At 44.7% G+C, this 14681-nt stretch carries 12 protein-coding genes and 1 riboswitch; of the genes, 4 read left to right on the forward strand and 8 right to left on the reverse strand.

Features of this window, described 5'->3' with window-relative positions; genetic code table 11:
• Positions 1–73: 73 nt before the first annotated feature.
• The 4 genes from MHI15_RS10125 to MHI15_RS10140 all read right to left on the reverse strand — a co-directional run bounded on the left by MHI15_RS10125 (position 74) and on the right by MHI15_RS10140 (position 6239).
• Entirely contained in the window at positions 74–3742 is a 3669-nt protein-coding gene (locus MHI15_RS10125) for a response regulator (RefSeq protein WP_076128810.1), read from the reverse strand.
• Positions 3743–3744: 2 nt separating this feature from the next.
• Positions 3745–4911 carry a SpoIIE family protein phosphatase gene (locus tag MHI15_RS10130; protein WP_076128679.1) on the reverse strand — a complete coding sequence of 389 codons (1167 nt, stop codon included), beginning with the start codon at positions 4909–4911 and terminating at the stop codon, positions 3745–3747.
• Between the two features lie 237 nt (positions 4912–5148).
• Entirely contained in the window at positions 5149–5673 is a 525-nt protein-coding gene (locus MHI15_RS10135) for a hypothetical protein (RefSeq protein WP_076128682.1), read from the reverse strand.
• A 59-nt stretch (positions 5674–5732) separates the two neighbouring features.
• Positions 5733–6239 (reverse strand): DUF948 domain-containing protein, encoded by a 507-nt coding sequence (locus MHI15_RS10140; protein ID WP_036680224.1) that lies wholly within the window; start codon positions 6237–6239, stop codon positions 5733–5735.
• Positions 6240–6428: 189 nt separating this feature from the next.
• Here MHI15_RS10140 and MHI15_RS10145 point away from each other — a divergent pair, with 189 nt between their 5' ends.
• Entirely contained in the window at positions 6429–6596 is a 168-nt protein-coding gene (locus MHI15_RS10145) for a DUF1328 domain-containing protein (protein ID WP_036680225.1), read from the forward strand.
• Between the two features lie 219 nt (positions 6597–6815).
• Positions 6816–7193 carry a hypothetical protein gene (locus MHI15_RS10150; protein WP_076128684.1) on the forward strand — a complete coding sequence of 126 codons (378 nt, stop codon included), beginning with the start codon at positions 6816–6818 and terminating at the stop codon, positions 7191–7193.
• 220 nt (positions 7194–7413) lie between these two features.
• On the opposite strand, the gene MHI15_RS10155 is transcribed toward MHI15_RS10150, so the two are convergent.
• Together MHI15_RS10155 and MHI15_RS10160 are read right to left on the reverse strand one after the other, a co-directional pair.
• The gene (locus MHI15_RS10155; protein ID WP_076128686.1) at positions 7414–8487 is read right to left on the reverse strand and encodes a C40 family peptidase; all 1074 of its coding nucleotides are present in this window, start codon (positions 8485–8487) and stop codon (positions 7414–7416) included.
• 204 nt (positions 8488–8691) lie between these two features.
• A complete protein-coding gene (locus tag MHI15_RS10160; RefSeq protein WP_076128688.1) occupies positions 8692–9561 on the reverse strand; it encodes a cation diffusion facilitator family transporter in 870 nt (289 codons plus the stop codon).
• 133 nt (positions 9562–9694) lie between these two features.
• Here MHI15_RS10160 and MHI15_RS10165 point away from each other — a divergent pair, with 133 nt between their 5' ends.
• A complete protein-coding gene (locus MHI15_RS10165; protein WP_036680230.1) occupies positions 9695–9880 on the forward strand; it encodes a hypothetical protein in 186 nt (61 codons plus the stop codon).
• Between the two features lie 324 nt (positions 9881–10204).
• Here MHI15_RS10165 and MHI15_RS10170 read toward each other — a convergent pair whose 3' ends face one another.
• Positions 10205–11830 (reverse strand): ABC-F family ATP-binding cassette domain-containing protein, encoded by a 1626-nt coding sequence (locus MHI15_RS10170; RefSeq protein ID WP_036680232.1) that lies wholly within the window; start codon positions 11828–11830, stop codon positions 10205–10207.
• 155 nt (positions 11831–11985) lie between these two features.
• Entirely contained in the window at positions 11986–12951 is a 966-nt protein-coding gene (locus MHI15_RS10175; protein ID WP_076128690.1) for an MBL fold metallo-hydrolase, read from the reverse strand.
• Between the two features lie 223 nt (positions 12952–13174).
• Between MHI15_RS10175 and MHI15_RS10180 the strand changes: the two genes are divergently transcribed.
• The gene (locus MHI15_RS10180; RefSeq protein WP_076128692.1) at positions 13175–14311 is read left to right on the forward strand and encodes a virulence factor; all 1137 of its coding nucleotides are present in this window, start codon (positions 13175–13177) and stop codon (positions 14309–14311) included.
• 101 nt (positions 14312–14412) lie between these two features.
• A riboswitch (Lysine riboswitch) is annotated at positions 14413–14617 on the forward strand.
• Positions 14618–14681 lie beyond the last annotated feature (64 nt).

A 14681-nucleotide genomic window follows, 5' to 3' on the forward strand; every position in this document is an offset into this window, starting at 1 on the left:
CCCGACTCCCTTATTAACACACCGTAATTCTAGTCATGTTAGTTCTTAAAAAGGTATTACCCCAAATTTGAGTTTACGAATACAACCAGACACGCATTAACGAAAGAAGTTGACCTGTTGCGATCGGTTTCTTCATATAATCAGAAGCTCCCGCTTCAATACATTTGGCGCGATCCTCTTTCATTGCTTTGGCGGTAAGCGCAATAATAGGCAGTTTCTGATATTGCGGCATTTCACGGATTCGGCGCATAGCTTCATATCCGTCCATTTCCGGCATCATCATATCCATAAGCACGAGATCAAAATCTTCTTGCTCTACCAGCATTTCCAGCGCTTCACGTCCATTCTCCGCAAACTTCACTTCCATGTGGTATTCTTCCAGTACACTAGAGAGTGCAAAAACATTACGAATATCATCATCGACGAGCAGTATTTTCTTCCCTTCGAATAACTCTTCTTTGTTATGCAGCTTCTGCAAAATTTTACGTTTATCTTCCGGAAGATTGGCTTCTACCCGGTGCAAGAACAACGTTGTCTCATCCAGTAGTCGTTCCGGAGAACGAACATCCTTAATAATTATGGATTCAGCATACTTGCGGAGCTGTGTCTCTTCTTTGCTATCTAAATCCTTACCTGTATAAATAATAATAGGAAGATCATTTAATTCTTCATCATCACGAATCTGATCCAGCAATTCAAAGCCGTTCATATCCCCAAGCATAAGATCCAGAACCATACAATCATATCTCTGCTTGCGCAGCTCCATCAGTGCCTCATTGCCGGTTGATACCGCGGTGATAGCTACATCATCGTGACCAATCAATTCCATAATGGAACGACGTTGAATCTCATCATCTTCAACAATCAGAAGGTACTTCACTGTGCTGGACGTATAGTTCTCAATTTGTGAGAAAGCCCGCTCCAATGCTTCTCTTGAAGATGGTTTTCTAAGATACGCCATAGCTCCCATCATTAATCCTTGCTTCACTTCATCGTTCACTGAGATAACATGAACAGGAATGTGACGGGTCTGAGATGCACTTTTCAGCTCTCTAAGAATGGTCCAGCCGTCCATTACAGGCAGCTGTATATCGAGAATGATCGCATCTGGCAAATAAGTTTTTGCCATCTGCAGTCCTATATCGCCTTGAAGCGCTACTAAACCTTTAAATCTGCGCCCACGAGCCATGTCTAACAAGATTTTCGCAAAGCTTTCATCATCTTCAATAATAAGCAGGACTTTGTCATTCGCCGTCAAATTGTCACGGTCATCCTCAATTGTCAGTTGTGGAAGGGGTACGTTAACGGCTGCTGGCACTAAGGTTGGAAGCATGTCTCCAATATATTCATCATATGTGGAATCCTCTTTGGACACCGCAGCTTCTATTTCTGCACGTTGTTTACTGTAATTTGCCTTCACCGGCAAATATAAAGTGAAGGTACTGCCTTGTCCCTCACGGGATTCGAGCACGATAGCGCCACCCATTATACGAACCAATTCACGGCTGATCGACAATCCCAACCCCGTGCCTCCATATTTACGGCTGGTTGTTCCGTCTACCTGCTGGAAGGCTTCGAATACAATATCTGTTTTGTCAGCCGGAATACCAATGCCACTGTCCTTCACAGCAATAGCAATATATTCATTATCACTCGGCAGATTTAGTGGCAAGAGATTATTATCTGCCGGGCTAACTGAAAACTCGATAAAACCTTCGGTTGTAAATTTAAAGGCATTGGAAAGCAGGTTTCTTAAAACCTGCTTCAACCGGTGACTATCGGCAATTACGCTATCTGGCAGCGGCTCGTTAAAGGCTATCCGTAAGGAGAGTCCTTTTTTGATCGCCTGCGGAGCAAAATTCTGCTTCACAAAGCTTTTCAGCTCAGTCAGTTTAATTTCTTCATGATTCAGTTCCATTTTTCCTGCATCAACCTTGGATAGATCGAGAATTTCATCAATCATTTTAAGCAGATCAGCACCTGACATGTAAATCGTATGGGCAAATTCAACCTGTTTCTCCGTTAGATTACCATCCTTGTTCTCAGTAAGCAGCTGAGACAAGATCAGCAGACTGTTGAGCGGCGTCCGCAATTCATGGGACATGTTCGCCATAAATTCCGATTTATATTTACTAGTCACGGATAATTGCATAGCCTGTTTCTCTAGCTGAACCTTAGCATGCTCAATTTCATCTTTTTTCTCCTCAACCTCCTGCACTTGCTCCTCTAGTGCACGAGTCTTGGCGACGAGTTCCGTATTGTAATGCTCCAGTTCCTCCTGCTGACGTTGCAGCAGTTCTTCTGAACGCTTAAGCGCATCTGTCTGCTCTTCCAAGTTCTCATTAGAACGGCGCAGTTCTTCTTGCTGAGTCTGCAGCTCCTCTGACTGACATTGCAGTTCTTCCGTAAGTGCTTGTGACTCACGCAGTAATTTCTCTACAATCAGACGACGACTAATATTATTGAAAATAATGCTTAAATTATTCGCAAGTTGTTGCAGCAAATCATTTTTCAGACTGCTAAATGGCTGGAATGAAGCGAATTCTACTACACCGAGCAGCTCGTCTTCAAAAATAAGCGGATGAATGGAAATATATCCTGGCTGTGAATCCACAAAGCCGGATTTCACGGAGATATAATCTTCAGGAGCCCGCTCCAATCTGATTGGGTGCATATCAAGCGCACTTTGTCCTACAAGCCCTTCTCCAATCAAAAAACCTTCCTTTGGTTTCTTATCGTTATCTACTGCATAATAACCACTGCTTCGTAAAAAATCGGGACGATTAGCATCCTTCAAATACACAGCTCCAAACTGGGCTCCGAGCACAGGGGTGAACTCGTTGATAAAGGTCTGTGAGACCTGATCCAATGAGCTAACCCCCCGGAGAAGTTCTGTCACCTGAGCAACATTTGCATTCAGCCAGGATTGATCATTCTGTGCCTGTGCATAAGCCTGTTCCATTTGCTGTTTCTCTTCAAGATCTAACGCCATTTTCTTAAAGACAAGGGCAACCTCACCAATCTCATCTTTCGAAGTAACCTTTATGCGCCTTATGGCCCGAATTCTGCCGTTGCCAAAGCTGGTAATCATCATCGAAACGACATTAAGCCCCCGCGTAATGCTTGGAATGATCCATAAAACAACTCCAAGTCCAAGTAGCAGGCCCACAATCATCATCAAGATGACCATCTGAGTAGAGCTTTGATAGGCATCTTTAGCTTTTGCGCTCTCTTCATTCATAATAAAGGCATTATAATCAGAGAGACTGTTCAGAGCATTTAACACGGCATTCTGAATCGCTTGTCCCTCTGTGTTAGAATACGTGCTGGCATTCTGGAAATAACCAGCTGATAGCAGCTTCAATATTTTTTCCTGATAATTTAGATAGATCGTATAAGAATCATCAATTTGATTAACGATCTGCATCTCTTCAGCGCTAGTCATTGATTCTTTTATTTTGTCGTAGTGCTCATTCGCCTTAGCTATTTTTTTATCAATCTCTTTTTTTTGTGATTCTACCGTTGATGTATCCGCGCTTAACATGGTCGTCGTTAATATGCGCGCCATATCATTCACTTCTCCACGCATACCTGAAGAAGAGCGCCCCTTCATATATCTATCCTGGTAACCCTCAAGCTGACCATTCATATAATCCAAACGATCGTATCCAATCATAGTAAGTGCCAGCATAATCGCCAGCATCGCACTAAAACCAATTAAGAGTTTAGCCTTTATTTTCATCCTCATTCTGTTCCCTTCTTCAGTGAGATCCACACTATACATTTGTCATCGTCACGCTCTTTAGGAACATCAGCATTGAAAAAAGCAGCCCGTATAGTTTCTTCCTTCCATTCATGCTCAACATTTAAATGCTTAATCATAAACTTCAGCTGCTCTTCCTGTTCACCCTCAACCAGCTCCAGCAGACCATCTGTATAGAGAACCAAATGCCCTTCATCTTCGTAGGTCAAGCTCTGAGGCTGAATATCAATCCGTTCAAACAGGCCTACAGGGTGACAATTACTTTCCAGCAAGACCGGAGTCTTAGCTGCGCCTTCAAAAAATAGCGCAGGTGGATGCCCGGCGTTAACGTAGTCAATACGCTTTATACGAGTGTCGATCACAAGATAAATCGTCGTAAAATAATATTGAATCAGCTTTTTCTCAATATAAAGTTGGTTAAACCTTCGATTGAGTTCCTGAATTACCTTTTCCGGCTCTACATAGGTAGTTACCGTATCCTTTAATACTGACGCAAGGAACATGCAAAAAAGAGAGGACGATATACCGTGTCCCATAATGTCCAGGAGGATTACGCCATATCGGCCATCTCCAAGGGGATACCAGGCATATAAATCACCCGCCAATTCAGAGGAAGGCTGATAGATAGCATGCACCTCGAAATTCTCTTCCTGCAGGGGTAGGCTGAGTACAGCATTCTGCACGAGTGCAGCCAGTCTCAATTCCTCCTGAATCCGCTGATCCCGTTCCTTATGCCAATCTTTCTCACGTTTTAACCGCAGAGCAAGCCGAATCCGGGCCATTAGCTCCACTTTATTAATAGGTTTCGTAACATAATCTACTGCACCTGCATCCAGCGCTTCGGCCAATTTCTTAGAATCGCCTACAGCTGTAACCATTATTATTGGAATATCCTTAAGATGTTCGTATTGCTGCACAACACGACATGCTTCGATCCCATCCATTTCTGGCATCATCATATCCAGTAAAATCAGATCAATATCTGACATCCGGGGACGTCCATCTTCACTCCCCGAACCGATTCCAAGCCGTTCCAGCATCTCTTTGGCAGAGGATGCGGTTACGAAATTTCGGTAATCTTCTTTTTTCAGGATTTCACGGATAATGATAACATTAGTCGGATTGTCATCCACGATTAAGATTCTCATCATCTTCACCTCACACGATTAGTATTACGACCGTAAAATTCTGCAAACCTACTAACTATATCATACGCTATTTCACAGTGTTATTTCTATTTTCATAATATGTAAATATAGTCATAGGATCAATTTACGTATTCAGCAAAGTAACCTCCAGCCCCACTATACCTAGTGGGGCTGGAGGTTACTCTATTCTAAAGACAGCCTATGTTTATTAACCAATTTGCTCAAATATGAAACAGATTAGGAAGAAATACTATCAAATAAATCAATTCCTTCAAATTCACCCGCCAAATTTCGATATATTTTGAGTGCGTTATTCCCTCTCAGGTATACATCCCCATCTTCGGCTATAAAATACGGTTTGCCCAGAGTATCTTGCAGATTATCTGTTAAAGGATCGATTTCTACGCCATCTACATGTAAACCGAACTGCTGTGCTTGCGGAGGTGCAACATGTACATAAAGTACAACACCCTCGCCCACACCCACTGTCACATCTGCGTAATGGTACTCCACTGTCTCTAGCAATGGATCATTTGTCACCGCAAGCGGATTGCCTTTGGTCAGAAGCAGTTCTTCCTTTGTGGTGTATAAAGCGACACCTTGCAGAGAATCAAAGCGATTTATATATGGGCTGGATTCTGAAGCATGTTCAAATGCGAGAACCGACTTAGGTTGTTCAATAAAAGTAGAGATAGGCACCAACTGTGGAGACGCATCAAAGTATGGGAAAAGAAGACCAAATAAAAGGATCATCATGTTCATGTTGTGTCCCACCTTTCTTATCTGCAGCCACCGATTACAGAAGCCTTACTATCTTATGCTTAATGACGAAATTTCTTCCAAAGAGTTGCAGCTACGTCTACACCTTTTAGCACTGTAGCTATTTTTCCCGGTGACTTCTCAGCATAAATGGCATCATAGGAGTTAACAGTACGTTCTTCAGCAGGAGTTAGCGGAGCTTCTTTTATAGAGACTTCCTTACTTTTCTCCTTCAGCTCACGCGATTTACGATATTTCTCGATCACTGTGACTGACACTTGTTTGACTGTTAAGGTTAGCTCATTCATAACATCACCCAGATTCTTGACAGAATCGATGACTGGGTCAATCTTCTGAATCTTATGCTGTACATCGGCAGTGATTTCATTTGCGTGTCTGACCGTCGTTTTCACTTCATAAGTAAGCTCATCCATCGTCTTCTGTACTTCCACCAAGGTTTGGCTGACTTTGTCGAGTGAATCCTTTGCCGACTTTAAAGTTTTAATTAAAAAGAAAACAAGTACTGCGAATGCAATTGCGACGAGTGCTACACTAAGTTCAATGATCATATTCATAACCCCTTCCATATCTCATAAATATCGGCTAATCAGCCTTGTATACTGCATAGTTACCCCTGGTCCCATAAGCCGAAACATCTTGTCGAGCGTTGTCAAGAGTCCCTCTTCCCTTTTGTTTCAAAATCAAAGTCCCCGTTTATACAATGACTACATTAATCAAAAAAGGATAGGTGATATGTAATGTTAAAATGGTCCGCAATACTACTTGTAGTCGCAGTAATCGCCGGTATCTTTGGTTTCTTCAACCTAGTAGCTGCCGCTGCTGGTCTTGCTAAGATCCTGTTCTTCGTCTTCCTGGTTCTGTTTGTAATTTCTCTCTTCACGGGACGCAGAGGCAGATCTATGTAGCCCCTCTTATTAATGGTGTGACTGTTGTATCCCTCCCATATCTATCCATATATCTTATTCATCATGCAGAAAGTATAGGTCATTCCTGCACAGATGTCACTTGAGAAAATAAGAAATGTTGAATGGGTGGTTCATCACGCATCAATTACGTTTACTAGCTTATTAACAAACAGCGCTTTTGGAAAAAAATACATCCAACCCCCACAGGAGGAACCAAACATGAAAAAAATCGCCAGCCTTACAGTAGCCTTAGGACTTATGGCTTCCATTGCAGCTACAGCTTCAGCAGCTGAAGTAACAGGAACTACTACGGCTCCTGCAACCGTAACTGGAAGCACTTACAGCAATTCTTTTGAAACCATTATTACTCCAGCGGATATGAGTCCAGCTACACCGCAAATAGTGCTGACTGAGAAAACACCTTTCTACTTTTCAGTCGGAGGTATAATTCCAGCAGGCTGGCTTGGCGTTCAGACTCTTGATACAACAGGTGAAGTCATTTCGGATACTTGGGGTAATGAATGGAGAGAAATTTACACTTGGCTAGGAAAAGCATGGGTTAAGGTTCCTGTATCAGCCAATGTGATTTTGCCATAATTAATCAATAAGCGAAGAAGGGGTGTCCCAAGAGCCAAGAAAATGGCCGATGGTACTGCCCTTTTTTTATGTGGAGAGTACATATTCTGAACAGATAAACAGGAAGAGCTACCCCTTCAGTAGAGAATTCTACTAAAAGGATAGCCCTCTTGCGCGTACGCCCGCCATCGTTCACCCGTCACAAACATGCGATGCTGTCGCTTCCTGCATTTTCATATATTTAGCGAATGACCGAACCTCCGTAGAGAAAACGATTCATCCAAGAAGCGCTTAGTTTATCTACTCTTACCCCGCCTGAAGCTACGGAATAAGTTTGTAGAACTTGTCCATCTCCTAGATACATTGCAACATGCGATATTCTAGCTGTAGATTTGTCGATTCCCTCATAAGCAGAAGCAGAATTCCCCTTATAATCCATAAAGAACATTAAGTCGCCGCGCTTCAAATTGGAAATAGACGTAACCACCGTACTATTCGACTTCACCCAATCTCCCTGTTGACGGGAATCCGCCGGCAGTTTGAGATTGGCTGCATCCATAAAAATTTGCCGGATGAAGTCCGAGCAATCAAAGGTGCTTGTATCATTTCTGCTGGAGCCATACTCATAAGGCGTTCCTAGATATCCCATACCTGCAGCAATCACCCGTTCGATTTGGGCTGAAGCCCCCGGTGTGGTTACAGGTGGATTGGGTGTAGGCGTTGGTGTTGGTGTTGGTGTTACCGTTCCAGATCCCCCACCGTTTCCTGAAAGTGTACTATATTGTTCACTTGAACTTATATATCCGATGCTACCATCCGCCGCTTTAACTTGATACCAGTAACTGTTAGGCTGCGCCAGAACTTCTACTTTTTCTCCCTTATTCAAAAGCTTCATTATTTTCCCGCTTGTTGAAGGTGAAACTCGAAGATTCACACCATACTTAATGGTGCCAGTTTGTGCCGATGGTGTCGTTACTGAAGCAGAGGATACACTGATATATTTATCTCCTGCACTTGTATAACCCACTGAACCATCAGCCGTTTTTACTTGATACCAATAGCTGTTAGGCTGCGAAAGGATCTGCACTTGATCTCCCTTTTGCAAGTACTTCACTATTTCTCCGTCAGTAGAAGGGGTGCTGCGAAGGCGAACACTAGCCTCGATCACACCTGTTTGAACGGCTGAAGCTGCTGTAACTGAATTAGATGAACTTGAGGCTGCCGCTGCTTGTCCAGGAGCAGATACTCCTAAACCTGCAACAATTGCAGCAGATACTAACAAAGATGCTGTAATTTGCTTATGTGATTTGATCATACGTTCCCCCAAATTCCATGATGAGATTTCAATAAAGGATTGTACTACATTATTCCTTTATGCCCTCATTATAGGCTTGCCCGGGATTTGGAACATGCTCCAAATTTCACATATAATCATGCCACTTTATGGTAACACACAGGTCTAAAGTCTCGATTTCTCCTTGAATATGTGTTATTTTTCCTTAATATAGCATTTCGCGATTTATTTTTTAGGTTCCACGTGCACCTGCACATTCATAATATTATGCATTTTGCTCATTCTTTCTTCGATGGAATCACTTATTTCATGACCTTCCGTCACAGAAATATTCGCATCCACTTCCACTACAACATCCACATGCACATGATTACCATGAACCCGTGCCTTCACATCTTTAATCTCTTCTACTCCCGGCGTTCGAGCAATCGTACTGCGTAGATCCATCAATTTATCTTGATCAAAGCCATCGGTAAGCCGATAGGTCGAATCACGAAAAATATCCCAAGCGGTCTTGGAGATAATGAGTCCGACAAGAACAGCTGCTGCGGAATCAATCCATGGCAAACCAAACTGTGCACCCACAATCCCAACTGCGGCTCCAACACTGACCATTGCATCAGAAAAATTATCCTTAGCCGCTGCCATAAGTGCCCCACTGTTAATTTGTTTGGCCAGTCTTTTGTTATATATGTATACCCCCATCATAGCTACTGCACATACAATAGCCACCCCTGCCGACCAGAGCTGCGGCGTTTCTTTTGTACGATCGAAAAAGGAACGCACCGCCTCCACAATCACTTGAAGGCCCACTACCGCCATGATAAAAGAAGCCAACAACGCCGCTACGGTCTCTGCCCGGAAGTGCCCATAAGCGTGGTCAGAGTCAGGTGGCTTCCGCGAAATCCGTAACCCCACCAGTACAGCTATGGATGCTACGATATCTGTTAAATTGTTGACCCCGTCCGCAACGAGTGCGCTAGATGCAAATAAATAACCACAAACCAGCTTGAATGATGATAGGATGAGGTAAGCCGCTATGCTCACCCAAGCTCCTCGTTCACCTTTACGTATATCTTCGTAAATATCAGTCATTCTTGGCTCCCCCTCTTTTCCCCGATTATTTAAAATACGGAAAAGAATTCTTTCAATTATTCTTGCCCTTGTGGCAGCATTTAAAAACAATTAGAATAAAGTGTAAGGACTTGCTTCGAAGGAGGTTATCATAATGAGCGAAAGCAACGATAAAGGAAAAATCAACTTAGCGGAAGCTATCCGTAAAAAACTGGAACAGAAGAAGCAACAATCTTCCTCCAAGCCTGGATCCACATTTCAGGCCGGTTCCGCCAAACCGCTAAAAAGCCAAAATAACAAAAAGCCTAACAACCAACGCCGTCGTACTGGCGGATCTTAGTATTTACTTATACTTAAACATAAACGGCTGCGAATCCCTCGGGGAAACGCAGCCGTTTATACGTTCGTCCTGCCTGATAGGATGGATTAGAACTCTTCAAATTCATAACTGCTTTTCTTTAATGTACGATTAGCCAGCTGAAAACATGCGCTTTGGGAAACCTCAAGGGCTAAAGACTCCTGTCTTGGAAACCCCGCATACACCCCGTAGCATTCTACTTGTTAATAACTTTTCAAAATTGAAATTATAAAGACAGCTACCCTGATCCTAAAAGGATTAGTGTAGCTGCTTCATGGATTCCTTCCGCATAGCGGAAATTAAATATTATACTTCTACAGGATACATGCGCTGGCGCATTTCCTTAATTTCTGGATTCTCCAAATATTCATCGTAGCTCATGGAGCGATCAATTACACCTGTAGGTGTAATCTCGATGATGCGGTTAGCAATGGTTTGGATGAACTGATGGTCATGGGAAGTGAATAGAATCGTGCCATCGAAATCGATCAGCCCGTTATTCAGTGCCGTGATGGATTCCAGATCCAAGTGATTGGTTGGTTCATCGAACACAAGCACGTTCGCGCCGTTGAGCATCATTTTGGCCAGCATACAGCGAACCTTCTCGCCCCCGGACAGCACACTTGCTTTCTTCAGTGCTTCTTCTCCGGCGAACAACATACGGCCCAAGAATCCACGCAGGAAAGTTTCGTCCTGATCTTTAGAATACTGGCGTAGCCATTCTACAAGATTCATTTCCACACCATCGAAATAGCTGGAGTTGTCTTTCGGGAAATACGCTTGAGTTGTAGTTACTCCCCATGTATATTCGCCCGCATCCGCTTCTTGCTCACCCATGATCACATCAAACAGCAGTGATTTAGGCTGGGAGTAAGGGCCTACAAACGCAATCTTATCCCCTTTATTTACTACAAAGCTAATTTCATCAAGAAGCTTTTCACCTTCAACCGCTTTGGACAATCCGCTGACTGTCAGCAATTGTTTACCCGCTTCACGTTCTGGTTTGAAGTTAAGGAACGGATATTTACGGTTGGACGGACGAATGTCGTCCAGTGTAATTTTCTCAAGTTGCTTCTTACGTGATGTCGCTTGTTTAGACTTGGAAGCATTGGCCGAGAAACGCTGGATAAATGCCTGCAATTCCTTGATTTTATCTTCCTTCTTCTTGTTCGAATCACGCTGCAAAGCTTGCGCAAGCTGACTGGACTCATACCAGAAGTCGTAGTTGCCGACGTACATCTGGATTTTGCCAAAATCAATATCCGCAATATGCGTACATACTTTATTCAGGAAGTGACGGTCATGGGATACGACGATAACAGTACCTTCATAGTCCATGAGGAAGTTCTCTAACCAGCCAATAGATTCGAGATCCAAGTGGTTGGTAGGCTCATCTAGCAGCAGGTTATTTGGACGGCCAAACAAGGCTTGCGCCAAGAGTACCCGTACCTTTTCATTGCCGCTCAGTTCGGCCATTTTTTTGTCATGCAGTTCACGCATAATTCCGAGACCAATCAGCATGGCAGCTGCATCTGGCTCAGCATCCCAGCCGTTAAGCTCAGCGAACTCACCTTCAAGCTCCCCTGCACGCAGGCCATCCGCTTCTGTGAAATCGGACTTCGCATAAAGCGCATCCTTTTCTTTCATAATTTCATAAAGACGTGTATGACCCATAATTACGGTCTCAAGTACTGGGAATTCATCATACTCAAAATGGTTCTGTTTGAGTACTGCGAGACGTTCGCCCGGTGTAACATGTACCTCACCGGTATTTGCTTCGATCTCACCAGACAGAATTTTCAGAAAGGTTGATTTACCGGCACCATTGGCACCAATCAAACCGTAGCAGTTACCAGGGGTGAATTTTATGTTTACATCTTCAAAGAGAGCGCGTTTTCCGTAGCGGAGTGTTACGCCGCTTGTGCTAATCATTACGCATTACCATCCTTTTCACTTAGGGTTTCGGCTCATTATAGCATAAATAGAGAGCAAAAAGCCCGTAAAATAGCCTTTTCAGCTGTTCTCTCCAATACTAAAGTTATTCCAGCTGCTGTACAGAGGTCGCCAGTTAGGAGGAATTTTTTCAATTATTGTCCAGTTATGCGATTCTTGGGTTGTATAATAAGCGTTTCGCCATAGCTGAGCGTACGGATTCGTTCTTCAGAAATACCCTGTTTAAGCCGGGCACTTTCCATCCGATCCAGCGCTTCCCGGGCCGTATCATCAGCAAGTCTATAGGTGCCGTAATGCATCGGAATCATGGTCTCCGCTCCAACATCTACAAATGCTTGTATAGCCTCTTCAGGGGTTACATGCTGCGAGGTCATGAACCACTCCGGTTCATAAGCTCCAATCGGCATGAGTGCAACATGAAGCTTATAGCGGCTCCCAATCTCCTTAAAACCCGGAAAATAACCGCTATCTCCTGCGAAATACAGGTTAGGAGGCAGCTTGTCGCTATCCGATTCGATCGGCTGCAGAATGTATCCTCCCCAATGAGAAGTATTCGTGTCCCAAGGCGTTCTCCGCGTCCAGTGCTGAGTCGGCACGAAGGTAAGCTTAATTTTACCGAGCGTATTTTCCTGCCACCATTCCATTTCTATGCAGTTATGAAATCCTTTGCGGAGCATCTTTCGTTTCAAGCCTATAGGAACAACAAGGGTTGTCCCTGCTCTATATAATTTACGGATAGAAGCCATATGCAAGTGGTCATAATGAGAGTGCGAGATCAGAATCAGGTCAATGGGAGGCACTTCGCTGAGCGGAATCCCGGGTTGCCCTAATCTTTTCTCAAAGCCTAGTCTTCTCGCCCAAATTGGATCAGTAATGATATTCATCCCTTCATATTGAAGGAAAAACGTTGAATGCCCAATCCACGTAATGGTGGTCTCCAGGCGATTCTCCGCCAGATAAGCTAACCTCGGCGGCGTACTTGGCACTACATATGAATAATCTTTTTTCTTCCGTCGACGTTCCTCCCGCCACTTACGAAACTCTTTAAGTGTTTTATCGGTACTCACATTGTCGAGGTTATTGTAGCGAAATTTAGCCATAGAGCACCTCATCTTTAGAAGTTTGCCGAGCATGCTTTACTTTAGCGAATATAATACAACTATATTGAACGGCAGAGTATTTTGCAAAATATACAAGTTACTTGGTAATGGTGCGCCCTTTTTCCGCAAAATATCTAAGTACCCTTTTGTGTTTCACGCCAGAAATGAGATAATATGTGTATAAAGTATGGCGGTGCATATACCGTTCAAGGGGGAGCTACGTATGAAGATTACTTTTATTGAACCGACTCCAAGTCCAAATACGATGAAGCTTCATTTGGACGAAAGTCTGGAACCTGGAATTCGCAGAACCTACACACCAGAAAGTGAACGTTCCGCACCGGCCTGGGCACGCGAAATGTTAACGATACCGGGCGTTATTAGCATCTATCACGCTGCTGACTTTGCAGCGCTCGAACGCAAGGGCAATGCGGATTGGGCAGCGATTCTAAGAGAAGTCCAGAACCGCTTCGGCAACAGCGAAGGCTTAAATGACGATTGGAATCTTGCCGATGAGAACGCTGGCGCTCATTTCGGCGAAGCTCAAGTCTTCGTCCAGATGTTCCGCGGAATTCCGCTGCAAATCCGCGTTAAGACCGGCGCGAATGAAGAGCGCATCTCCTTAGCAAACCGCTTCACGAAGGCGGTTATGGATGTGGCTAGCGCCGTGATGATTAAAGAGCGTAAGCTCACTGATTACGGCGTGCGTTATGGCGAGCCCGCGGAGATTGCACGCGAGGTGGAGCAAGAGGTCGAAGCGGCGTATCCGCAGGAACGCCTCGACTCTCTCGTGCAGCAAGCCATTGCGCACGGCGCCGAAGGCGAGTTCGTCGAGCAGAGACGAACCCGCAGTCAGGATGAGCTGCTGCGAGACCTGAAGCATGAGGATTGGCGCGTGCGCTACGCCGCGCTGGAGGATCTTACGCCGACGGCGGAGCTCCTGCCGGAGCTTAAGGCGGCGCTGCACGATCCCAAGCTGCATATTCGCAGGCTTGCGGTCGTGTATCTAGGCGACCTTCGCACGCCTGAAGCGATGGAGCTGCTCTATGAGGCGATGGCAGACAGCGCGCCAGCCGTGAGACGTACGGCAGGCGATACGCTGTCCGACATCGGCGATCCTGCCGCCACGCCAGTGATGACGGCAGCACTGACAGATAAGAGCAAGCTTGTCCGCTGGCGCGCAGCTCGTTTCCTCTATGAGGTGGGCACATCCGATGCCCAAGAAGCGCTGTCAGTTGCGGCGGAAGATCCGGAATTCGAGGTTGGACTTCAGGCCAAAATGGCTTTGGAACGTATCGCTTCCGGTGAAGCAGCGGCGGGTACCGTTTGGCAGCAAATGTCAGAGCGTCGTCGCAGCTAACATTCCCTACCGGATTTTGTCATTGCTTGACTTGCGAACTTGCTTTATACTAATTCCTGTTGTTTATAAATGAATGAAGTAAAGATAGCCTCGTCATACTAAGATGAGGTAGAGGTCGCGGATATAAAGAGTACGCGCGTGGAGACGTTAGAGCCGTCTATGAATCGCGTCGAAAGGAATATCTGCCGAAGTCTGCACTGTCGCTCTTACAGCGGTGCAGGCTGGGGCCGTTGCCGAAAGGCACGGAACTGTCACATTGTATAACCTGCATAGCAGCAGGTCATAATGTGTTGCGCTATCTTCACAGGGAGTATGATGCGGAGCTGTATAGATGGAAACCGCAGATATAGTCTGCGGTTTCTTTGCGTTT

The organism is Paenibacillus sp. FSL H7-0918 (assembly GCF_038007025.1).
Taxonomy (GTDB): Bacteria; Bacillota; Bacilli; order Paenibacillales; family Paenibacillaceae; genus Paenibacillus_AQ; species Paenibacillus_AQ odorifer.

Bases quoted from the DNA above. Each gene is read 5' to 3' on its own strand.
- MHI15_RS10125 (WP_076128810.1), bottom strand. From the start codon at position 3,742: ATGAAAATAAAGGCTAAACTCTTAATTGGTTTTAGTGCGATGCTGGCG.
- MHI15_RS10160 (WP_076128688.1), bottom strand. From the start codon at position 9,561: ATGACTGATATTTACGAAGATATACGTAAAGGTGAACGAGGAGCTTGG.
- MHI15_RS10135 (WP_076128682.1), bottom strand. From the start codon at position 5,673: ATGAACATGATGATCCTTTTATTTGGTCTTCTTTTCCCATACTTTGAT.
- MHI15_RS10155 (WP_076128686.1), bottom strand. From the start codon at position 8,487: ATGATCAAATCACATAAGCAAATTACAGCATCTTTGTTAGTATCTGCT.
- MHI15_RS10130 (WP_076128679.1), bottom strand. From the start codon at position 4,911: ATGAGAATCTTAATCGTGGATGACAATCCGACTAATGTTATCATTATC.
- MHI15_RS10140 (WP_036680224.1), bottom strand. From the start codon at position 6,239: ATGATCATTGAACTTAGTGTAGCACTCGTCGCAATTGCATTCGCAGTA.
- MHI15_RS10175 (WP_076128690.1), bottom strand. From the start codon at position 12,951: ATGGCTAAATTTCGCTACAATAACCTCGACAATGTGAGTACCGATAAA.
- MHI15_RS10150 (WP_076128684.1), top strand. From the start codon at position 6,816: ATGAAAAAAATCGCCAGCCTTACAGTAGCCTTAGGACTTATGGCTTCC.
- MHI15_RS10180 (WP_076128692.1), top strand. From the start codon at position 13,175: ATGAAGATTACTTTTATTGAACCGACTCCAAGTCCAAATACGATGAAG.
- MHI15_RS10170 (WP_036680232.1), bottom strand. From the start codon at position 11,830: ATGATTAGCACAAGCGGCGTAACACTCCGCTACGGAAAACGCGCTCTC.
- MHI15_RS10145 (WP_036680225.1), top strand. From the start codon at position 6,429: ATGTTAAAATGGTCCGCAATACTACTTGTAGTCGCAGTAATCGCCGGT.
- MHI15_RS10165 (WP_036680230.1), top strand. From the start codon at position 9,695: ATGAGCGAAAGCAACGATAAAGGAAAAATCAACTTAGCGGAAGCTATC.